The sequence below is a fragment of the Helicobacter pylori oki112 genome (genome assembly GCF_000600085.1).
Classification (GTDB): Bacteria; Campylobacterota; Campylobacteria; order Campylobacterales; family Helicobacteraceae; genus Helicobacter; species Helicobacter pylori_CY.
Window position 1 is genome coordinate 1,214,084 of record NZ_CP006821.1, and the last position, 22,333, is coordinate 1,236,416.

At 38.7% G+C, this 22,333-nt stretch carries 23 protein-coding genes and 1 rRNA gene; 1 reads left to right on the forward strand and 23 read right to left on the reverse strand.

Translation table 11 applies throughout. From position 1 onward, the window contains the following. Positions 1–15 precede the first annotated feature (15 nt). The 15 genes from HPOKI112_RS05750 to HPOKI112_RS05820 all read right to left on the reverse strand — a co-directional run bounded on the left by HPOKI112_RS05750 (position 16) and on the right by HPOKI112_RS05820 (position 14,114). On the reverse strand, positions 16–417 hold the full coding sequence (locus HPOKI112_RS05750) for an ExbD/TolR family protein (protein ID WP_001105106.1): 402 nt from the start codon (positions 415–417) through the stop codon (positions 16–18). 51 nt (positions 418–468) lie between these two features. Next, entirely contained in the window at positions 469–1,038 is a 570-nt protein-coding gene (locus tag HPOKI112_RS05755; protein WP_000887326.1) for a MotA/TolQ/ExbB proton channel family protein, read from the reverse strand. Positions 1,039–1,048: 10 nt separating this feature from the next. Then, entirely contained in the window at positions 1,049–1,420 is a 372-nt protein-coding gene (gene atpC / locus HPOKI112_RS05760) for an ATP synthase F1 subunit epsilon (RefSeq protein ID WP_001196331.1), read from the reverse strand. A gap of 10 nt (positions 1,421–1,430) precedes the next feature. Continuing rightward, positions 1,431–2,831 carry a F0F1 ATP synthase subunit beta gene (gene atpD, locus HPOKI112_RS05765; RefSeq protein ID WP_025276242.1) on the reverse strand — a complete coding sequence of 467 codons (1,401 nt, stop codon included), beginning with the start codon at positions 2,829–2,831 and terminating at the stop codon, positions 1,431–1,433. Between the two features lie 32 nt (positions 2,832–2,863). Beyond that, positions 2,864–3,769: an ATP synthase F1 subunit gamma gene (atpG, locus tag HPOKI112_RS05770; RefSeq protein WP_000002182.1), complete on the reverse strand. Its 906-nt coding sequence runs from the start codon at positions 3,767–3,769 to the stop codon at positions 2,864–2,866. 14 nt (positions 3,770–3,783) lie between these two features. After that, entirely contained in the window at positions 3,784–5,295 is a 1,512-nt protein-coding gene (gene atpA / locus HPOKI112_RS05775; RefSeq protein ID WP_025276243.1) for a F0F1 ATP synthase subunit alpha, read from the reverse strand. 22 nt (positions 5,296–5,317) lie between these two features. Continuing rightward, the gene (locus HPOKI112_RS05780; RefSeq protein ID WP_025276244.1) at positions 5,318–5,860 is read right to left on the reverse strand and encodes a F0F1 ATP synthase subunit delta; all 543 of its coding nucleotides are present in this window, start codon (positions 5,858–5,860) and stop codon (positions 5,318–5,320) included. Further along, complete coding sequence (locus tag HPOKI112_RS05785) at positions 5,861–6,376, reverse strand: F0F1 ATP synthase subunit B (protein WP_025276245.1); 516 nt, start codon at positions 6,374–6,376, stop codon at positions 5,861–5,863. It abuts the gene before it with no gap. Between the two features lie 3 nt (positions 6,377–6,379). Beyond that, positions 6,380–6,814, reverse strand: a complete 435-nt coding sequence (locus HPOKI112_RS05790) for a FoF1 ATP synthase subunit B' (protein WP_015428149.1) — start codon at positions 6,812–6,814, stop codon at positions 6,380–6,382. Positions 6,815–6,924: 110 nt separating this feature from the next. Next, complete coding sequence (locus HPOKI112_RS05795; protein WP_015428150.1) at positions 6,925–7,797, reverse strand: ParB/RepB/Spo0J family partition protein; 873 nt, start codon at positions 7,795–7,797, stop codon at positions 6,925–6,927. A 3-nt stretch (positions 7,798–7,800) separates the two neighbouring features. Beyond that, entirely contained in the window at positions 7,801–8,592 is a 792-nt protein-coding gene (gene soj / locus HPOKI112_RS05800) for a chromosome partitioning ATPase Soj (protein WP_025276247.1), read from the reverse strand. 5 nt (positions 8,593–8,597) lie between these two features. Then, positions 8,598–9,236: a biotin--[acetyl-CoA-carboxylase] ligase gene (locus tag HPOKI112_RS05805; RefSeq protein WP_015428152.1), complete on the reverse strand. Its 639-nt coding sequence runs from the start codon at positions 9,234–9,236 to the stop codon at positions 8,598–8,600. Beyond that, the gene (gene fmt / locus HPOKI112_RS05810; RefSeq protein WP_025276248.1) at positions 9,233–10,144 is read right to left on the reverse strand and encodes a methionyl-tRNA formyltransferase; all 912 of its coding nucleotides are present in this window, start codon (positions 10,142–10,144) and stop codon (positions 9,233–9,235) included. Before fmt ends, HPOKI112_RS05805 begins: the two co-directional genes overlap by 4 nt. An 11-nt stretch (positions 10,145–10,155) precedes the next feature. Continuing rightward, positions 10,156–12,768 (reverse strand): TrlF family AAA-like ATPase, encoded by a 2,613-nt coding sequence (locus tag HPOKI112_RS05815; RefSeq protein WP_025309943.1) that lies wholly within the window; start codon positions 12,766–12,768, stop codon positions 10,156–10,158. A 44-nt stretch (positions 12,769–12,812) separates the two neighbouring features. Next, positions 12,813–14,114, reverse strand: coding sequence for a DUF2130 domain-containing protein (locus HPOKI112_RS05820; RefSeq protein ID WP_025276250.1), 1,302 nt, complete (start codon positions 14,112–14,114; stop codon positions 12,813–12,815). 168 nt (positions 14,115–14,282) lie between these two features. Here HPOKI112_RS05820 and HPOKI112_RS05825 point away from each other — a divergent pair, with 168 nt between their 5' ends. Further along, positions 14,283–14,642 carry a hypothetical protein gene (locus HPOKI112_RS05825; RefSeq protein WP_025309944.1) on the forward strand — a complete coding sequence of 120 codons (360 nt, stop codon included), beginning with the start codon at positions 14,283–14,285 and terminating at the stop codon, positions 14,640–14,642. A 430-nt stretch (positions 14,643–15,072) separates the two neighbouring features. Here the strand turns inward: HPOKI112_RS05825 and HPOKI112_RS05830 are convergent. From HPOKI112_RS05830 to ffh, 8 genes are all read right to left on the reverse strand, one after another. Next, positions 15,073–16,576 (reverse strand): 16S ribosomal RNA (locus HPOKI112_RS05830). Positions 16,577–17,305: 729 nt separating this feature from the next. After that, on the reverse strand, positions 17,306–18,097 hold the full coding sequence (locus HPOKI112_RS05835) for an NYN domain-containing protein (RefSeq protein ID WP_025276251.1): 792 nt from the start codon (positions 18,095–18,097) through the stop codon (positions 17,306–17,308). A gap of 618 nt (positions 18,098–18,715) precedes the next feature. Beyond that, positions 18,716–19,072, reverse strand: coding sequence for a 50S ribosomal protein L19 (gene rplS, locus HPOKI112_RS05840; protein WP_025276252.1), 357 nt, complete (start codon positions 19,070–19,072; stop codon positions 18,716–18,718). Positions 19,073–19,093: 21 nt separating this feature from the next. Beyond that, a complete protein-coding gene (trmD, locus tag HPOKI112_RS05845) occupies positions 19,094–19,783 on the reverse strand; it encodes a tRNA (guanosine(37)-N1)-methyltransferase TrmD (RefSeq protein ID WP_025276253.1) in 690 nt (229 codons plus the stop codon). Further along, on the reverse strand, positions 19,784–20,338 hold the full coding sequence (rimM, locus tag HPOKI112_RS05850) for a ribosome maturation factor RimM (protein ID WP_025276254.1): 555 nt from the start codon (positions 20,336–20,338) through the stop codon (positions 19,784–19,786). Further along, the gene (locus tag HPOKI112_RS05855) at positions 20,339–20,662 is read right to left on the reverse strand and encodes a KH domain-containing protein (protein ID WP_025309945.1); all 324 of its coding nucleotides are present in this window, start codon (positions 20,660–20,662) and stop codon (positions 20,339–20,341) included. A 16-nt stretch (positions 20,663–20,678) separates the two neighbouring features. Beyond that, positions 20,679–20,909, reverse strand: a complete 231-nt coding sequence (gene rpsP, locus HPOKI112_RS05860; protein ID WP_000216125.1) for a 30S ribosomal protein S16 — start codon at positions 20,907–20,909, stop codon at positions 20,679–20,681. 73 nt (positions 20,910–20,982) lie between these two features. Further along, positions 20,983–22,329: a signal recognition particle protein gene (gene ffh / locus HPOKI112_RS05865; protein ID WP_025309946.1), complete on the reverse strand. Its 1,347-nt coding sequence runs from the start codon at positions 22,327–22,329 to the stop codon at positions 20,983–20,985. Positions 22,330–22,333 lie beyond the last annotated feature (4 nt).

Consider the following 22,333-nt stretch of genomic DNA (forward strand, 5'->3'; position numbering starts at 1 on the left):
AATTAGCCCTGCTTTTTAAGGACTTGTGATTAAAGAAACTTTTAAAAAACCCGCTTCTTTAATCGTTTTTAACAAATAAATCACTTTGTCATAAGTCAATCGCTTGTCCGCGCGGATACTAACCCTAGTATCTTTATCGTATTTCTTAGAAAGCAAGTTGAAAGTATCCGGGAAAGAGTTGTATTCATAGGTTTGACTATCTATATAGATTTTTGCGTCTTTATCCATGCGAATCTCTATCATTTTATCTTGAGTGGCTCTAGCAGTTTTTGAGCCAGAAGGCAAAGCAATCTCTTCTTTATAAGTAAGAGTGGGCGTCGTTACCATAAGAATAGCCAATAAAACAAGCATCACATCCACTAAAGGCGTGATATTGAGTTCTGGCTTGTCTTCATCCCAATAGTTATCATAATTCATAAAAACCTTCTAACTCCCTATTTAAGATATTTATAAAATCCCCTTAAAGCTTTATTTTTTAGAAGACAAAATATCCACTTGCATCTGCACATAAACCGATAAATCATACACCTTGCGTTTTAAAATCAAGTAAAAAGAATAGGCTGGAATGGCTGCTAAAATACCTGCAGCGGTAGCGATAAGAGCCTTAGAAATAATGGGTGCAATCACCCCAAAAGAAGCCTGACCTAACGCGCCCAAATTGTTAAACGCTTCTAAAATTTCAACCACCGTTCCAAACAAACCAATAAAGGGGGCTGTAGAAGAGATAATGCTCAACACCACTAAACCCGTCGTGCTTTGCTTAAGAACCTGGTGTTTCCAAGCCTGCAACAATTCATTAGAATACCTTTTGGTCTCATCATTTCTTTTTTTATTAAACATGAAATGCTCTGGAGCGTCTTGCGCCCCATTAAGAATGTTAGACAAAGATTGCATCTCGCGCCTGAGTTCAATCTTTAACACAATGCTTTTATACAAAAAGACCCATAAAGTCATCACCAAATAAAGCGAAATCCAAACTAAAACAAGCGTGGTAACAAACCCGCTCTTATTGAAAAAATAAACGATTGAATCTAACATGATTATCCCCTTAAAGAGACTCAATCTTAGCCAGCACGCTAGAGACCGCTAACCTGTCAGAGCTTGCGTCCTCTAAAAGCTTTTTAGCCCTAGAGATAGCATCATCTCTGTCGTCTGATTCTTTTTTAATAAAGACCGCTCCATCGGCTAAAATATCCACGCGTTCATTAGTAACTTCTGCATAGCCCCAATTGATCGCAATGTGCTCTTTTTGGTTTTCAGTTTCAATCTCAACCACTCCCGCCTGAAGCAAGGTGATCATGTTGCTATGCCCATAAAGCACCCCAAATTCCCCTTCAACTCCTGGCAACACAACGCTTTTAACCTCTCCTGTATAAACTTCCCCCTCAGGAACTACCACACTAATTTTCAACAAAGCCATCACAAAACCCTTAGGAATTTTTCATGTTTTTAGCTTTTTCTAAAACCTCTTGAATGCTACCCACCATGTAAAACGCGTTTTCAGGAATGTGATCGTATTTACCCTCTAAAATCCCTCCAAAGCCCTCTAAAGTCTCTTGAAGGGTTACATATTTACCGGGACTTCCTGTAAACACTTCAGCCACAAAAAACGGCTGGGATAAAAACTTCTCAATTTTTCTAGCCCTTTCAACCGTTTTTTTATCCTCTTCGCTCAATTCGTCCAATCCCAAAATCGCAATAATATCTTGCAAATCCTTGTATTTTTGCAAAACCTGCTGGATACCGGTAGCGATTTCATAGTGCTTCTCGCCGATCATTTGAGGGCTTAAAATCCTTGAAGTGGAATCCAAAGGATCAACTGCAGGATAAATCCCTTTTTCAGCGATCTTTCTGTTCAACACCGTAGTCGCATCCAAATGTGCAAACACCGAAGCAGGGGCTGGGTCAGTCAAGTCGTCTGCTGGCACATACACCGCTTGAACGGAAGTGATAGAGCCATTTTTAGTGGAAGCGATACGCTCTTGAAGTTTCCCCATTTCCCCGGCTAGCGTGGGCTGATACCCCACGGCTGAAGGGATACGGCCTAATAGCGCGCTCATTTCCGCACCGCTTTGAGCGTATCTAAAGATATTGTCAATAAACATCAACACATCTAAGCCCTTTTCATCACGAAAATACTCCGCCATCGTCAAGCCGGTGAATGCGATGCGGTTCCTTGCGCCTGGTGGCTCATTCATTTGCCCATAGCACAGCGCGACTTTGTCTAAAACGCCCCCTTCTTTCATCTCAAAATACAGATCGTTCCCTTCTCTAGTGCGTTCCCCCACACCTGCAAACACCGAATACCCGTTATGCTTATAAGCCACATTGTGGATAAGCTCCATAATGATCACTGTTTTGCCTACGCCAGCCCCGCCAAACAAGCCTACTTTACCGCCCTTAGAATAAGGCGCGAGCAAGTCAATGACTTTAATACCGGTTTCAAACATTTCTGTCTTGGTGCTTTGCTGCTCAAAACTAGGGGCTTTTCTGTGAATGGGCCAAGTTAAGGACGGCTTAAGCGGCTCTAAATTGTCAATGCTCTCGCCCACAACATTAAAAATACGCCCTAACACTTCTTCGCCCACAGGCACTTCAATCATTTTGCCGCGAGCCTTGACAGCTTGGTTACGCACTAAGCCTTCTGTCATATCCATAGCAATCGCTCGCACCCGATTACCGCCCAAATGGGCTGCCACCTCTAAAACTAAAGCTTTTTGAGTGCCATTGACTTCAAAATTAATGTCTAACGCTTCAAAAATCGCCGGTAGATAGGATTCAAACTCCACATCTACCACCGGGCCTAAAACCTGAATGATTTTGCCTTCCATCGCTTTCATCGCTCCTTATTTTAATGTAATTTTTATTTTAGGGCTTCTACGCCCGCATTGATTTCTACTAGCTCGGTCGTAATCGCCTCTTGTCTGGCTTTATTATAAGAAATGGTTAAAGTTTTAACCAAATCTTTAGCGTTATTCGTCGCTGTATCCATAGCCTGCATTCTAGCGCTATGTTCTGCGGCTAAAGAATCAATCAAAGCGTAGTATAAACTATACTCCACATATTTTTCTGCCAAAGAGTCTAAAATTTCATCTTCACTCCCGCTTGGCTCACTAGTAATAGTCTCTTGCGCCTCACTAGGCTGAGGGTTTTGGTGGATGATTTTATACCCAATAGGCAAAATTGTTTTGACTCTTATTTCTTGAGTGATCATGTTTTTAAAGCCATTATGAATGATAATCACCTTATCGGTTTTCCCACTCAAATAATCCTCTACCACTTTTTTCATGAATTCCTGCGCGCGTTCATAATTAGGCATAGAACTCAAATTATTGATCTTGTCTAAAACCTCTATCCCGTTAAAGCTAAAATACTCATTACCCTTTTTACCAATACCGCGCAAACGCACTTTAATGTCTTTTTCTTTGTATTCATTCGTGCATGCTAAAACTTTTTTAATGGTATTGGTGTTAAAGCCCCCACAAAGCCCCTTATCGGCTGTGATAAAAATAATATCCACTTTTTTGATTTCAAGTCTTTCTAGTTCCCTAAAATACTTGCTTTGAATGTCTTCAATCCCTTGATTTTTCATCTTGGATAGCACATCATCAAACACAGCGTCTAGTTTCAGTGCATACGCTCTGGAATTTCTTGCAACTTCTTCGGCCTTTCTTAGCTTGGAAGTGGAAACGAGTTTCATCGCATGCGTGATCTTTTGCGTGTTTTTAACGCTTCCAATTTTCTTTCTAATGTCTCTTAAATTCGCCATATTCTAGCCGTCTCCTACTCGCTATAAGTGAGCTTAAATTCCTCTAAGACTTTTCTTAGCATGGCTTCTAAATCCTTATCTAGCACTTTTTTAGTGTGGATCTCTTCTAAAACTTGAGGGTATTTTGCTTCCAAGAAAGGGTGCAGTTGCTCTTCAAAATCCACGACTTTTTTCACGCTCACGCTGTCTAAAAAGCCCTTAGCCCCAGCATAAATAATGACCACTTGCTTTTCAATAGGCAAGGGCGAATAAGGGGCTTGTTTCAACACTTCTACCATGCGTTGCCCCCTTTCTAATTGCTTTTTACTCGCTTCATCTAAATCAGAAGCGAATTGCGTGAAGGCTTGCAACTCTCTGTATTGCGCTAAATCCAGGCGCAAAGTCCCTGAAACCTGCTTGGTCGCTTTGATTTGAGCGGCCCCTCCAACCCTTGAAACCGATAAGCCCACATTGATAGCCGGGCGGATCCCTGAATAAAACAAATCCGTTTCTAAGAAAATCTGTCCGTCTGTAATAGAAATGATATTCGTAGGGATATAGGCTGAAACATCGCCCGCTTGAGTTTCCACAATAGGGAGCGCGGTCAAAGAACCCGCACCCTTTTCATCGCAAAGTTTAGCCGCTCTTTCTAAAAGCCGTGAGTGGATATAAAACACATCTCCAGGAAAAGCCTCCCTACCTGGGGGTCTTCTCAAGATCAAAGAAATCTCTCTGTAAGCGACAGCATGCTTACTCAAATCATCATAAATGATTAGGGCATGGCGGGCATGATCTCTAAAGTATTCCCCCATAGCCACACCTGAATAAGGGGCTAAATATTGCATCGCAGCTGAATCGGAAGCCGAAGCGTTGATCACGACGCTGTATTCCATCGCTCCGTATTCTTCTAATTTGCGGACCACTTGTGCGACAGTGGATTCTTTTTGCCCAATAGCCACATAGATACAGATCACATTTTGCCCTTTTTGGTTAATGATCGCATCGATCGCTACGGTGGTTTTACCGGTTTGTTTATCCCCAATGATCAATTCCCTTTGCCCGCGCCCAATAGGCACCAACGCATCAATGGCTTTAATGCCTGTTTGCAAAGGCTCATGCACCGATTTTCTGTCCATAATGCCCGGGGCTTTTTGCTCTATTAGGCTAAATTCATTCGTTTCTATCTCACCCTTGCCATCAATAGGCTCACCCAAAGCGTTCAACACACGCCCCACAACCGCATCGCCAACAGGAACTTTCATCAAATTTTTCGTGCGTTTAACGCCAATCCCTTCTTTAATATTGTTGCCAAAACCAAACACAATCACGCCAACGCTGTCTTCTTCTAAGTTAGCCGCAACGCCTTTATCCCCTGTTTCAAACTCCAGCACTTCATACGACATCACACCATTTAAGCCATAAACCTTAGCCACACCATCAGCGTATGAAACGACTTTTCCTACTTCAGCCATATCGCAATCAAGTTCAAAATTCTTGATTTTTTCTTCAATAACCGAGCTGATTTCTTCCAATTTTAGTTGGGACATTATCTTTATCTCCTTAGATTGATTAAATAGATTGAATAACCTGTTTTTCTATTTTCTTTAAAATATCTTCTTTAGAAAAGCCTATTTCTAAATCCAGGCTTGAAACGCTCAAAGAAACCCCTTTTTTAGACCAAGTGTCTTGAGTGATTTCTACAGGAGCGTTAAAATGTGCTTGCAATTTTTGCTGCACAGATTCTAGTTCATTATTTTCAAGCTTTTCTGGGACTAAAAGCGTGGCTTCTAAAGTCTTTTTAGAATCAAAAGACAGATCTTGAGTGATCAATTCCAACACATCAAGCCTGTTATTTTTTAACACCACTTCCATTACAGGCTTTAACACTGAACATGCTTTTATAGAAGTTATTTTTTCTAAGATTTCAAACACAACCTCTTTTTTAACTTTTAAAGAAACATGGGCTAACACTTGGTTGAGTTTGTGCAATTTTATGGCTTCTGCCACATTTTTAAGCCCCACAACAATTTCTTCTAATAACGCTAAATCGCCTTTAGTGTGGTTTTTCAACGCCTTAGTATAATGATTAGCGATCACTTTTAAATCTTGCATTTAAAGCCTTTGTTTCAAAATATTCACGCAATCTTGTGCATTGAAAGACACTTTTTTGCTCTCTCTTAGATCTTTAAAAACGCTTTCAACCAGCTCTCTTTTGATCTTTTTAACTTCTAAATCCATCAACGCCTTAGAATTTTTGATCAAATTTTCCACATCCATTTTGGTTTGCAATTCGTATTTTTGCGTGATCATGTAAGCTTCTTTATTCGCATCAGAAATAATCAATTCCGCTTTTTCTTTGGCTTGCTCTAATTCTTTTAAGAGTTTTTTCTTATTTTCTTTACTCACTTTGAGTTGGGCTTGAATCTCTTCTAAGCGTTTGGAGATTTCAAGGCTTTTAGAGTGCAAAAATGAACGCAGTTTTTTAGCCAGAAAATACCACAAAATCCCCGCAAATAAGAGAAAATTTAAAGAACGCTCTATAATGTCTGTTTGTGAAATATCCAATCCAGTAGCACACAAAGGGCTTAAAAGGATCAAAAACCCTAACACCATTTTAACTAACACCATCTATCAACTCCCTAAACCCATAGCCACACGCTTGTTTAATTCGTCTTCAAATACCGGCATTTGCACTTGCAACTGCTCTTTTAGCACTTGCTTTTCATTTTGTAATTGCTTTGCAAACGCTTCAAACTCTTGACTGAGTTCGTTCTCTTTTTGCTTGATCACAGCGTCATAGGACTCTGTGGCTTTTTGAATCGCTTCTGCTATCATTTCCCTACGCTTTTCAGCCGCTTCTTTAAGAAGAGTTTCAATTTGATGACCAATCTCCACACTTTGGGCATTATCCGTTTTGATTTTAGCCAAGCTATCCTTTATCTCTGCCTGTCTGTTATCCATAAAAGCCAACAAAGGCCTATACACCCAAACATTCATCGCCCACAACAATAACACAAACACCACAAAAACGACCGCCATTAAATAGGGGTTAACCGATATATTCATAACCTATTTCTTTCCTAAAATCCTACAAAATATTTGAAACTCGCATTTGTTATAAAAACATTAACTCTATCTTAACAAAAAATCGCTTAAAAATTTAGAATATCTAAGCATTAAGACATCATTTTTTTCATAAAAGCCTCTAAAAGAGAATTTTCATAACATCGTAAAATGATTTTATTCCCTTTCAAAGCCGCTTTAAGCTTGTAACGATCCCACAAACTTTGATTAAAGCGTTCTAATTCATCTTCAGCGATGAGCGTTTGGGTTTCCTTGAAACCATGTTTTTTATTTTCACAATTTGCGTTTATTTTAAAATCACGCGCTAAATCTTCTGTCTGGCGCACGCTGAGTTTCTGCCCTATAATGGAATTTAAGATCAATTCTTGTTTTTCTTCATCCAAACCCACCAAGACTTTTGCATGCCCTGAAGTGATTTTTTCTTCTAAAAGAGCGTTTTGAACCTTAGAAGAGAGCGTCAATAAACGCATGATATTAGCCACATGGGCTCGGGATTTTTTAACGATTTTAGACAGCTCTTCTTGGGTCATTTGATAGCTTTCAAGCAATTCTTTATAAGATCTAGCCAACTCTAAAGGGTTTAAATCTTCGCGCTGGATATTTTCAATCAAAGCGACTTCACGCATTTTTTCTTGCTCAATATCCACAACAATCGCTTTAATCGTGGGCATTTTAGCCAATTTGCTCGCTCTTAAGCGCCTTTCACCAGCGATCAAATGGTAACGCCCGTTCTCACTCACCACTAAAACCGGTTGCAACAAACCATGCTCTTTAATGGATTGTGCTAATTCTTCTAAAGAATCTTCGCTAAAGACCTTTCTGGGCTGGTAGGGATTAGGCATCACCTCATCAATACCAAGCTCCACAACCCGATTCGCTCTTTCATACAGCCCCTGCTCATACACTTCATTGATTTCAGGGAAAATATCCGCTAAACCCCTACCCAACACTTTATTTTTTGCCATATGCTACCCTTGAAGAATGCTTTGAGCTAATTTTTGATAAGCGATACTGCCATTAGATTTAATATCATAGAGCAAAATGGGCTTACCAAAGCTAGGCGATTCCGCTAGTTTCACGCTTTTAGGGATCATAATATACTCTCCTGTAGCTGAATCTCTAAAAAACTCTGAGTCAAAATACTTAAACAATTCCGCTAAAACCCCTTTTGTCAAATTGAGCTGAGGGACATGCATTGTGGGTAAAAAACCTCTGATTTTGAGCTTAGGGTTCGTGTTTTTTTGCAGCATTCTAATGGTGTTAAGCAATAATTTAGTGCCTTCAAGGGCGAAAAATTCGCATTGGATAGGAATGATCACCGAATGGGCTGCTGAAAGCGAATTGATCGTGAGAGGCCCTAGAGCTGGTGGGGAATCAATAATAATATAATCATAAAGCCCCACCACGCTCTCTAAGGCGTTTTTGAGCATGAGCTCGCCTCGTTTATTCTCATCTTGGCTATCATAAAAGGTTTTTTCAAACCCGGCTAAACCCAAATTAGAAGGCACTAGATCCAAAAAAGGCATTTGGGTTTTTAAGATTACTTGAGAAATTTGCTTACGGCCAATCAACACATGATAAATATCATAATCAATTTTATCGCGCCTAAAACCCAAGCTTGAAGTGGCGTTGGCTTGAGGGTCAAAATCAATCAGCAAGATTTTTTTTTCATGCACCGCTAAAGAAGCCGCTAAATTAACCGCCGTTATTGTTTTGCCCACACCCCCTTTTTGATTAGCCACTGCAATGATTTCACTCATCATACTCACATCCTATCATAAATCTTACCTTTAATACAAATGCGGCCGTCTTCTAACAATTCCGCATCTTTCAAACTCATCGCTTCACCGCAATCATTATGGAAGCTAAAAGAGTTGTTTTTATGGAATTCTAACGCATACTTACTTAAAACTTCCCCCCAAAAAAGATTTTCTTCTATTTTTTTTAAAAAGCCCTCCATAATCAAACCATCGCTCACGCCAATATCTAAACATGCCCACTTCTGTGAAACCCTATTCACGCCAATGCCGCACACCCGCATGTCTTTATAAACATTAACCAGCACGCCCCCTATTTTTTGACTCCCTAAATACAAATCGTTAGGCCATTTAAGCCAGGTTTGAGAGCCTAAATCTTTTAAAACTTCTTTGAATAAAAACCCTAAATACAAAGCGTTCGCTTGCATGGGTAAATCGTTAGGCAAATCGCTTGCGTTTAAAGCGAGCGAAAAAGTCAAAGCGCTTTTTGCGCCCTCCCAAATATTCCCTCTACTGCCTATCCCAGCGCTTTGGTTTTTAGCCACGATCAAAATAGGTGCTTTGAGTTCGTTATTTTTGAGTTTTTCTAAAAGATAGATTTGCGTGGAAGGCAGGCTATCAAAAACCCTTTTTTCACATTGTCTCATGCCAAAATACCGCCTATTTTCAAACGCTTGCCATTCAAATAATCCTTCGCTTTCAAAGGCTTTTTACCCACCGCTTGCAACCTTGCTATACGCACGCTACCTTTCAAGCAACCCACAAGAACGCCTTTTTCATCAATTTCTAAAATCTCGCCTTCCTTGTGGCTCTTTTCATTCTCCACCAACTCCACTTCTAAAAGTTTAAGGCTGTTTTCTAAAAAGATTTCTGGCCAACTCTTAAATGCAAGCGATTTTAAAAACAAGCTTTTAGCGTCTTTAAAACCCACTAAACCATCGGCTTTGGTGATTTTTTTACAAAAAGTAGCCTGTGCGTGATCTTGAGGCTTTCTTGTGATGGAAGAGAAATTTTTGAGCGTTGAAAGGAGTAAGGCTGCCCCCATATGCGCTAATTTTAAACTTAAAGCGTCTAAATCCAAGTATTCCTCCCTCAAAAACGAAGCGCTCTCTAAAATATCCCCGCTATCTAGCCCCACATCCATAAGCATGGTGCTTATGCCATAGATCTTATCGTCATTGAGTATCATCTCATGGATGGGCGAAGCCCCCCTGTATTTAGGCAATAACGACGCATGCAAATTGATGCAAGGAGCGATGGTTAAAACCTCTTTAGGCAAAATCTTACCATAAGCCACCACCACGATAAAATCAGGCTTTAGATCTTTTAAAATTTGAACTTCAGGCTCTTTCAAACTTTGTGGCTGGAAAATGGGGATATTTAAATGATTTTCTAGAATGTATGTTTTGGTCTCTGGGGCTTTCAATTCCTTTTTACGCCCAAAAGGTTTATCCATTTGAGTGAATAGCCCCACCACTTCTATGCCTTTATTTTCAACTAACGCCCTTAAGATCACTTCAGCAAACCCCGGCGTTCCCATAAATACGATGCGCATGTTACCAACCCTTAATTTTTATCTTTTGTAATACCATACTTTCTTTCTCTATTTTTAAAAGCTTCTTCGCCCCCCTCTAATTTCAATAAATCATCTCTATATGCATCGCTCTCAATCATAAAAGACTGTGCAACTATCTTATTATTCTCATTTTTTAACTGAATAATTAGCTCTGCATCAGCGTTCAAAACAAAATTAGCGTTATGGGTGGCAAAAATAATTTGTCTTTTTTGCTTCTGCTTTTTAATTAGAGTAACTAAATAATTAGCGATTAAGGTGCTATCCAAGTGCGCTTCTGGCTCATCAATAATGATGGGGTTATTCCCTAAAGATAAAAGGACAACCAATACAGCAGTGCATTTTTGCCCAAAGGAAGTCTTGTTTAAAACTCTTTTGTCATAACGGACTTCAAAAATTTTATATTTTTCAACATTCCTTAAATGTTTGAGAATGAGAAGCCGATAGATTTGAAAATGAATTTCTCTATCAAATATATCTTTCATGGTTTCATAAAATGCCGCTTTTTTATTTTCAATTCGGCTATCAAGCTTTTCTATAAATTCTGCGTGTTGCATACCTGTAACATTTTTTAATTCAATTTCTTTTAAATATTCCTTGATTTTTGATTGGTGTCTTTGGGTATTAAAACCCTTATCCACCAACTTATCAAAATCCTCAAAAACCTCTTCAAAAATATCTTCATTCAAACGATATTCTATGGTAATTGGTTTCACTTCTTTGTGATTTTTTGAAATTTCTTCAAAAGCCGAATTGATTTTGCTTAATTTCTCATTGATTTGATCTTTAAATTCTTCAATATTTTTATCCATATCTTCATAAGAAAAATTCTCTATTTTGTTAGCGTTCTCTTTTATTTCATGCTTTAAATCATTAATATCCATTTTTATTTTTGCTAAATGGTCATTAGCGTTTCTAATATCTCCTATACTTTCATCGCTCACGCCTTTTTCTTTAAGAAATTCCCTAATCTCTTGGCTCAATGCTTCGTGTTCTGCTCCTAGCGTCCTTATTTTCTCATCTTCGCTATTAAAACACCCATTTTCTCTATTTGTATCTATTTCTTCAATTTTCTTGCAAATATCTTGTTTGAGCTGGTTATAGACTTTATCATAGTTATTTTTTTCTTCCATGTTTTCTTTTGAATCAAAATTCACAACCCGTTTTAATTCTTTAATAAAAGTCCAAAATCCCTCTTTAGATTGTTTTAAATCAATTAGCGATTGGTATTTTGCTTGCAATTTGGTTTTTTTATCCAAATAGTCTTTATCTGTAAAAGCATCTACAATGCTTTGGTATTTCTTTCTTATTTTCTCGCTCTCTTTTAGTTGTTCTTCTAGCTTATTCTTTTCTTGCCAATATGCGATTTGCTCATCAAATTTTTCAATGCTTTCTTTGATTTGCTTTTCTAACTCCTTAAGTTTTCCACCTGACTTGCTATCTATTCTGTTAAAAATAGCCTCCGTGAATTTTGAGACATTAGTTGCAAATTCTTCTACCTCATTTTGAGCTAAATACTCTACGCTATCCATTATGTCTATGTCTGGCTGTATCTCTATATATTTTTGAATCGTTTCATGCTTTAAGCCTTTAACAAAACTTTTATTTTTAATTGCTGAGGCTATCAATTGCAATAAAGTGCTTTTACCGCTCCCTCTACCCCCTATCACACAAGTAAAGTTCGGACTAAAAAATAGCGTTTCATTAAATCCTGCATAACAAAAAGGAGTATCATCTTGTTCATTGGTGGTTTTTACTTCTTCATCAAAGTTTAACCCTACACTATCTATCTTATACAAAGGATCTTGAGGTTTCTCTTCATCAATACTCACTCTTGTTTCTGGCTCATAAATAATTTGTTTTAACCCTTCAAAGGTTTTTTCAGCCTTTATCCAAGTGTATTTTTTCCCTATTTGCTCCTCTTTGTGGGCATCGCTACTCTGTAAAAGAGGTTTGTTATATCCAAGCCAAAATTCTCTATCCTTTTTAAGATTTTCTTGGTTATTTGATGAGTGGATTAAAAAATGCGACTTATTAATGATTTTTTGATAAATAGTCTCATTGCGACCACCTTTTTCAAGAAACTCACATTCAATACTGCCATGCCCTCTTGATAAAAACCCTAATAAATACTTTCCTCTCAATTTTAAAGACTCTTTCTCTAAACATTCCAACAATTGATCAAAATTAACTACCGCTTTATTAAAATCATTTTCTTTTAAATCTGCAAGTCTTTTCTCAGTTCCACCAACATTGGCATCTGCATTCCTTAAAAAATTATCTATTTCTTGTTGTGTAACCTTATCTGAAAAAATAATGTGGAAATCTAAAAACTCATTTCTATTGTTCTTATAATCCAACCTAACTTCTAAATTATAAAAAACCTTAATACCCTCCTTTTCTATTTTTTCTTTTAAATCAAATTCTTTCTCATCAAACTTAAAATAGTTCGTTAATCCAATGCAATCAATCTCGCTACCGCATAGTTTTTGTATAAACTCATCTTCAGAACATTGATACGCTTTATTTAAATGTGTGTATGGCGTATGCACATGCAAATCCCATTTATGCCAACTTGAACCTTTATTCTGATCTTTATTGCCCATATTTTCTCCTAATATAATACTATCTCAAAAGCGCACCATAAAAACTAATCTTCTAAATCCTCCCCATCATACCCAAGCTCTAGTGCTTTCACTTGCCCTATCGCATTACCCGCAATACCCTTGATAGAGCCATACATGTTAATCGTGCCCTCAAACACTTTGTCAATTTGTTTTTCCCTGCTTTTCCAAATCCTAGCCATCGCGCGTTTTTCACTTTCTAAATCCGCTCTCAATTGCTCAAACCCCTCTATAATCGCATTCACTTGCATAGAAAATTCAGAGCTTGTCAAATAATGATAGAGCAAATCCATTTTATCGCCCTTATTTTCCTGACTTTTTTTAGCCAAACCCACTTGAATAACCCCCTCTCTTAACACCGTGCTCAACCCCTTAAACTCTTCAAACGAACACACCCACACCCCTTCAAATAACCCCATCCTCTCCATCTCTTTAGGCAGCGCTTCACTCACAATGACCCCCACATCAGCCCCAATCTCTCGCATGTCGCTTTTAAGCTTTTCCACCCAAGCTTTTTGGAATTCTTTAGTGCGTTTGCTCTCATAATAAATTTTCCCGCAATTTTGAAATTCCCTGGTATGCACCACTTGAATGCAATCGCCCCCTCTTTGCCCTTTTTTGATTTCTTCAATGCTATCTAGGGGGAATTTTTGCCTCAAAAACTCTTCAATCGCTAATTCTTGCACCTCGCCTTGGAATTGCTGTGAGCTTAACTCTGCCTTTCTTTGAGCGTTTTTCAACTCGTTTCTTAACATTTCTAATTGTTCTTCTTGCTGCTTGAATTTCAATTCATTTTTTTCATGCAAGGCTTTTTCTATTTTTTCCCTTTCCAGATCCAATTTTTCATTCAATTTTTTTTCATTTTCCGCTTTCAATCGGCTCTCGGCTTCGTTATTTTCTCTTTTGAGCCTTTCAATTTCCGCTTCTTTCTGGTGCAATTCCTGAACTTGTTTGGACTTCTCGTCTAATTCTTTTTGCAACAATTCCAAGCCCTTTTGCTGCTCTAAAAAAGCGTTTTTTCTGGCTTCTTCAATGATTTTAGCCCTTTCATCTTGCAAGGCTAGTGCACTCGCTTGTTTGACTGCATCATCAAATTGAGCCTTTTGTTCCCTCTCTCGCTCTTTTAAGGCCTCTTCTTTTTTCTCTAAAGCTTTTAAATGGCTCTGATACTGTGCTCTTTTCTCATTCACCTCTTTTTCAAACGCTTTTTGTTGGGCTAAAAACCGGCTTTGATTTTCTTGCTCAATCTGTTTGTATAGCGCTTCATTCACATCAATTGGCTCTTGACACTTGGGGCATATAAAAGGGCGGGTTTGATTTTCTTGCATGATTTTCCTTTAAGATTTGGTTTTTTATATTTTATAATAGAATGAGATCAATTTAACTTAAGCAGGTTTTATCCAATAAGTTCAGTAAAATAGGGCTTTAAACAAGGTAAAAAATACCCTTCGCATAAAAACTACATTATAAATGAAGAAAATGAAGAAATTGAGGTAATGATTGATCAGTTGCAAGTTGCCCCAAAAGCACAAATTTTAGAGAACAATACGATGGGAAGAAGTCTTGCATCAGCATTACAAAAGGCGTCTATCCCTAGACCCGCATCAGCACATAGAGTGCCACTCATCAATCATTTTTTAGAACAAGTTATTTTACAAAGCCCATCTGATGAAAACAAAAATATAAAAACAATTGCTTTTGGAAGTCTTATCAAACTCAATCCACATAATAAAAATCCCTTATTAAAACCCTACAACGAATTTATTGCGCTTTCTTGCACTCAATTCCATTATTCGGGCATGCGCCTAGTTGCCCCCTATGAAAACGATTCTATTATTTTTGAGTTATTGCATTGATTTTCAAGCACGCAATTTTGAACGCCAACAACTTGTTCAATTAGATCCGAAAGAAATTAAAACCCAAATCCTTGAGCGTTTAAAACTCTAAAAACCAAAACATTAAGATCAAGTAAGCCAAAACATTAAACAAAGCATTAAACACAAGAAAATAAGAAGTAAAAACTCAAACATAAGAATGAAAAAATAAAATTTAAAAAACCAACACAAGCAAACTAAACACATTAAACATTAAATATAAAGACACTAACAACTAAAAATATAAGCATTAAGAAATAACAAACAATAAGCAAGCAAATATTAAAAACAATCAAGAAGTAAAAAAAAAGAAAGAATAAGCCCAATCTTTCAAAACTAAGCAACAAGAAGTTCTTTTGTCAGGTAATACTCTTTGGCTTTTAACAAGCGAATGTTAAAAGCTTTTCTCTAGAAAGGAGGTGATCCAACCGCAGGTTCACCTACGGTTACCTTGTTACGACTTCACCCCAGTCGCTGTGTGTGCCGTGGGCAGTAGCTAATTTAGCATCCTGACTTAAGGCAAACACAACTCCCATGGTGTGACGGGCGGTGAGTACAAGACCCGGGAACGTATTCACCGCAACATGGCTGATTTGCGATTACTAGCGATTCCAGCTTCATGCAGGCGAGTTGCAGCCTACAATCCGAACTGAGAGGTGTTTTGAAGATTGGCTCCACTTCGCAGTATTGCTTCTCTTTGTGCACCCCATTGTAGCACGTGTGTAGCCCTAGGCGTAAGGGCCATGATGACTTGACGTCGTCCCCACCTTCCTCCTCCTTACGGAGGCAGTATCCTTAGAGTTCTCAGCATGACCTGTTAGCAACTAAGAAAGGGGGTTGCGCTCGTTGCGGGACTTAACCCAACATCTCACGACACGAGCTGACGACAGCCGTGCAGCACCTGTTTTCAAGGTCTAGCAAGCCAGACACTCCACTATTTCTAGCGGATTCTCTCAATGTCAAGCCTAGGTAAGGTTCTTCGTGTATCTTCGAATTAAACCACATGCTCCACCGCTTGTGCGGGTCCCCGTCTATTCCTTTGAGTTTTAATCTTGCGACCGTACTCCCCAGGCGGGATGCTTAATGCGTTAGCTGCATTACTGGAGAGACTAAGCCCTCCAACAACTAGCATCCATCGTTTAGGGCGTGGACTACCAGGGTATCTAATCCTGTTTGCTCCCCACGCTTTCGCGCAATCAGCGTCAGTAATGTTCCAGCAGGTCGCCTTCGCAATGAGTATTCCTCTTGATCTCTACGGATTTTACCCCTACACCAAGAATTCCACCTACCTCTCCCACACTCTAGAATAGTAGTTTCAAATGCAGTTCTATGGTTAAGCCATAGGATTTCACACCTGACTGACTATCCCGCCTACGCGCTCTTTACGCCCAGTGATTCCGAGTAACGCTTGCACCCTCCGTATTACCGCGGCTGCTGGCACGGAGTTAGCCGGTGCTTATTCGTTAGATACCGTCATTATCTTCTCTAACAAAAGGAGTTTACAATCCTAAAACCTTCATCCTCCACGCGGCGTTGCTGCTTCAGGGTTTCCCCCATTGAGCAATATTCCCTACTGCTGCCTCCCGTAGGAGTCTGGACCGTGTCTCAGTTCCAGTGTGTCCGTTCACCCTCTCAGGCCGGATACCCGTCATAGCCTTGGTAAGCCATTACCTTACCAACAAGCTGATAGGACATAGGCTGATCTCTTAGCGATAAATCTTTCCCCCGTAGGGAGTATCTGGTATTAATCATCGTTTCCAATGGCTATCCCAAACTAAGAGGCACATGACCTATGCGTTACTCACCCGTGCGCCACTAATCAGCACTCTAGCAAGCTAGAAGCTTCATCGTTCGACTTGCATGTATTAGGCACGCCGCCAGCGTTCACTCTGAGCCAGGATCAAACTCTCCATAAAAGTGTTTGTCCTAAAGCTCTTTTGTTTTTTGATAGGCTGTTGTTATTCCTAACAACAGCTTTAGCGTATCACAAGAACTCGTTTTATTTGATTATTGAATAAAACGGGTTGTGTTCTTAAGTATTACAACAACAAAACAGAAAGAAACTTTTTAAAAAGGTTTAGCTAAACGCTAACCTAGTAAATACTCTCATGCCAATTAACCATCAATCATAATAATACAATCAATAATATTGACTGGCACTGGTTTGGATAAGGATTTCTTATACAAGAATAAAAGTCATTGAAACTCTCACTCTTTATAATAAGTCATCCTTACAATCATTTTAGAATATCCCTTTAAAAAGAACTTCTATCAATTTGCTTAGTTTTCAAAGATCGTTTGCTTTAAACAGCTATCCTTGTAAGGTATCAAGCGGCTTTTTAAAAGCCCTTACTGAAACAAGGAAATGAAAGTATAGTCATAGAAAGCTTAAGGTTTGCTTAAAATATAAAAATTTTTGACAGAGTAAGTTAAAATTTTAAAACGATTGGGTTTTGAGAAATCTAAATACCGCCAAAAACACGCACACATTCCCCATAAAACCACTACTATAAGCGCTAATTTATCTCCGTTTTCAAAAATCACTCCATAGTAGAGCAAAAAATGAAATCATGGATTAGAAAAATCCGCTTAAGCTAACCCTTTTAAATTGGGTGCTTTTTTGTCCCCTTGGTGGGGGGATCGTGTTAGTTCTTCTTAAAGAGTTGGTCTTTAAATGGGTTGTTAAAAGGCTCGTTGGTGGAAAAGTTCTTTTTCTTGGAGGTGTACTGATTTTTTGGCAAGTTATCTACAATGTCAGCGACACTGCGTTCTCTCACATTGCAAGACTTCTTCAAGTCTGAAGGGACAGAATTGGGGCTTTCTTGAATGTTGGCGATGAAGACTTCAAAGCCTTTCTCCCAAGCGGCTTCTAATACAGGCACAAAATCGGTATCCCTGCTGAACAGCAAAATACACCCTCCTTGTTTGGTGCAATACAGCTTGGTAATATCGTGCGCCAACAGCGCATCAACTTGTTTTTGACGCAACTTTAAGTAAGGTATGAAAATCTTGGCTTCTAGACCATTATAGACTTCTTTGTCTTCGAACTTATATACGAATTTGAACTTTACCCGCCCGACTCGTAATTTCACTTGATTTTGTTGGGCGATCGCATGGTTGAAAGATTGGATAATCCCTAATTTATTCACTCTTTCCTCATAATCTTTAGGATTCTTCTCTTTATACTCCTCAAGTTCTTCGTTTTTATTGCCCTTGATTCTAGGTTCAACTTCTGTGAAAGGCTCAGATACATAAAAATAGATCCGCTTCAATTCCTCTTCAGGCTCCAAAAACAAACGGATTAACGCTAAGAGTTGATCGGGATTGTTGAAATTAAAATTAGGCTCTTTTAAACGCTCATCCGTTTCTTGGATTGCTTTCAAATCGGCGAGAATATTTTCCCAATCCACAAAAATCGTGGTTTCAGTTTTTTCCATGCTTTCTCCCAAAATATGAATTTTGCCATAAGGGCTGAGTATAGCATGGGGATTTAAACATGCCTTGTTTTTTAAAATAAAGGTTCTGTTCTCATCAAACAGACACTCAAAGCCTTAATTAATTTCTTTCATTTTTTAAAAACTTTATAGTAAAACTTTCTTGAGAATATGAGGGGATATTTCGCACTTTAATGTTCTTTCAAACCCTTTAAATCCCCTAACCCAATCGCTTTTTCAAGGAGTTATCGTTTAACTTGCGTCAAGCTTTTTGTATTTTGATGGTAAAAAACGCTTTTTAACCTTTTTTAAAATTTGACAACCAACGCCCCATTAAAAAACAGAGCCAAAAATTCAGTTTAACAAACAGCAAGCTAGAAAAGAAGCGATTAAAGCTTTGCCTTGAAAAAAAACGAACACCAACGCTAAAAAGAGTTTAGAGTTTTAAAAAAGTCGGTGATAAAACTAAAAAGGGATTAAAAAACTCTTTTTCAAGCCAATCCAATCCATTTAAAAAGCTTTGCCCTATTTTTAAAAAGCGTTAAAAAACGGATTTCAATCCCTAAAGAGCGTTCTACCAATCAGCATTGATTGAAGCATGACTGATAAAAAGCCTTGAAATTAATGGCGGACTTCTTTAATCCTTGCTGCCTTACCTCTCCTATCGCGCAAATAGTAGAGCTTCGCACGGCACACCCTACCCACACGCAACACCTCAACGCTCGCCAAACTTTCGCTATAGAAAGGGAAAATTTTCTCCACGCCGATATTGTTAGCCCCTATTTTACGCACGCAAAAAGTCTTATCCACGCCATTGCCTCTAATCGCAATGCACACGCCCTCAAAATACTGAGTTCGTGTTTTTTCGCCTTCTTTAATGGTGATACCAAGCCTCAAAGTATCGCCGGCTTTAAATGCTGGCATGGTCTTGTCTTTTAATTGAGCGTCTTCAAACTGCTGAATGTAGCGGTTTTTCATGTGTTTTCCTTAATGTCAATTTCATGATTTGTGCTGTTTGAATAAATCAAGGCGGTAGAATTTTGTCCTTAATTTTGACAAATCAAGTTTTAGTTGCTTGATTTTAGCATGATTTCCTTTAGAATATTCTAAAGGTGCAGGGATTTTATTGATTTCTTTGGATTTAAAAACAGCGTTAGCGAAATTAGGGGCTTCCAAATAATGGTTTTCAAAGCTCTCATTTTCTAAAGATTGGGCGTTACCCAAAACCCCTTGAATGTAGCGAGCGATACTATCTATCAAGCACAACGCCCCAAGCTCGCCCCCTGTTAAAATAAAATCGCCTATACAAAAAACCTCATCAGCGCCAAGTTCAATAGAGCGTTCATCAAAGCCCTCATAACGCCCGCACACCAAAACGACATGCTTTTTTTGAGCCAAACGCATTGCGTCTGTTTGCTTGAAAGGCTTGCCCACTGCGCTTAAAAAAATCGTGTGTTTAGGGTTTTTAACAGAATGGAGCGCGTTTTCTACCATTTCAGGGTCTAAAATTTGCCCTGCACCCCCACCAATGAGCGTGTGATCCGCTTTTTGATATTTATTAGCGCTAAAATCTCTAAGGTTTAACACTTCTAATTCAAAAAGATTTTTTTCTAACGCTCTTTTTAAAATAGAATCTTCAAAATAAGGCCATACGAGTTGCGGGAAAAGGGTTAAAACGCTGAATTTCACTCAACTATTCTCTAAAAGCGTTTTAGCGTTATGGGTGGTTATTTTTTTGTCTTGCAAAAGGATTTCTTTGATATAAAAATCCCTATAAGGGATTAAAAAAATCTTAGCCAAACCTTTTTCAACCAAACTTCTTGCGGTTTCAACCAGAAAATAATCTATTTGAGAAATCCTTTGGATTTCTATGACTTTTCCTAAAATCTCGTTTTCTTCCACCACGCTAAGCCCTACTAAATCGCAATAAAAAAACTCCCCATCTTTTAAAACACAGAGTTTTTTACTCTCTGCTTCGCTCATAAAAAGCCCTAAATTAGTCAGCTCTTTAGCCTTTTCTGGCGTATGGATCGTTTCTAAAAACAACAGGTTCTTAGCATGTTCATAAGAATGGATTGTGTATTCTTTAAAAGAAGAAGCGCAAAAGAAAGCATTCAAAGGAGCGACACTCACCTTAACGCCTTTTTTTAAGCACTCCGGAAAATCGCTCTCCAAATGAAGCCTTAACCCCCCATTAAGCCCCACGCTTTTACCAATTCTGCCCACTAAAAGCATAGAAACCATTCAAGGCGTTTGATCGCTATTTTTACTAGCAAAAACAACGATTTTATAAGAAAACCCGTCTTTGGCTTTCACACCAGAAACAAACGCCTTAATCGCACTCACCATTTTGCCCTCTTTACCAATCACATGCCCAATGTCTGATGGGTGGGTATAAATAGTGATTTGTTTGACTTTATCTTCTAAAAGCGTGTGCTCTACGCTCAAAGCTTGCGGAAAAGAAACAACCTTTTTTAAATATTTTTCTAAAAAAGTTGCCACGCAATACGAATAGTCCTTACAATCAGCTTGAGAAAAAGGCGTGTTCAAAGGATCCAATTCGTGCATTTAGCCTCACAAAACCTTAGGCTTTTTGAGAAAGTTTTTCCACCCTCTCGCTCATTTTAGCCCCCACGCCTTTCCAGTAATTCAAGCGTTCCTTATCAATCTTAATATCTTTAGGTTCGCTCAAAGGGTTGTAATACCCAATGGATTCAATCCAACCTCCATCTCTTCTTTTCCTAGAATCGGTTACCACCACTCTGTAAAAAGGCTTTTTCTTCCTCCCAATGCGCGTGAGTCTAATGACTGTCATTACAAAAATCTCCTAAAATATTCATATTAAATTTGAGATTATACAACAAAAGCGCCTAAAACATGCTTAAAAATCAGCGCATTTTAGGGGGTGTTTGATTTTTAGCCTGACTCATTAGATTCATCAAATCGCTAATGCCCTTTTTATTCGTTAAGCGTTTTGCCATTTTGCTCGCTTGATCAAAGCGTTTGATGATGCGGTTGATTTCAGACACTTCTAAGCCGCTCCCTAAAGCGATCCTTTTTCTTCGGCTGCCGTTTAAAATCTCTGGGTTTTCTTGCTCTTTTTTAGTCATGGAATTGACCATAGCCTTGATTTTTTTCACCTCTAAAGAGCTTTCTAAATCCGTGTCTTTTAGCGCGTTTGCCATATTCCCTAAACCTGGAATCATAGAAATTAGAGAACTCATAGAGCCTAATTTTTTCACTTTTTCAATCTGGTTTAAAAAGTCATTGAAAGTGAATTGCCCTTTTTTGAGTTTTTTGCTTAAATCTTTGGCTTCATTAGGGTTTAAAACGCTGGCGGTTTTTTCAGCGAGCGAGATAATATCTCCAGCCCCCATCAAACGCCCCACAATCCTTTCAGGCACAAACACATCTAGATCAGGGATTTTTTCCCCGCTCCCAATAAAACGCAAGGGTAAGCCTAATTGGTAAGTGATGCCTAAGGCGATACCCCCTTTAGAATCGCTGTCAAATTTGCTTAACACCACCCCACTCACGCCTATTTCTTCATTAAAGGTGTTTGCGCTTTTGACCCCATCTTGCCCGCTCAATGCGTCTGCGACATACAGCACCTCATGGGGGTTTAAGACTTCTTTAACTTCTTTTAATTCTTGCATAAGCTCTTTATCAATGGCTAAACGCCCCGCACTATCCACGAGCAAAACATCAAATTGCGCTTCTTTAGCCCTTTTTAAAGCGTTGTTAGCGATTTCTTTCACGCTTTTATTTTCTTCATAAAAAACTTCCACACCCACCTGTTCGCCTAAAACCTTTAATTGCTCCACCGCTGCTAAGCGTTGCAAATCGCATGCGCATAAAAGCACTTTTTTATTTTTGGTTTTTAAATAATGAGCGAGTTTAGCGGTGGTGGTTGTCTTACCGCTCCCTTGCAAACCTGCCATTAAAACCACGGTGGGGGGCGTTTGAGCGAAAGTAAAACCACTGCTCCCTTTAGCGCTTAAAATTTCTAACAAACTCTTTTCTAAAGCGTCTAAAAATTGCTGCTTACCAATGCCATTAAGTTTGGTTTGACTTTCCACTTTTTTGAGCAATTCTCTAGCCACTTTATGATGCACATCATTTTTTAAAAGCGTTTTTTTCAATTCATCTAACGCTCTGTCTAGCGCTTTTTCATCATCTTGAAAGCGGATTTTATTGAGCGCGTTTTTAAACCCATCGCTTAATGTTTGAAACATTTTC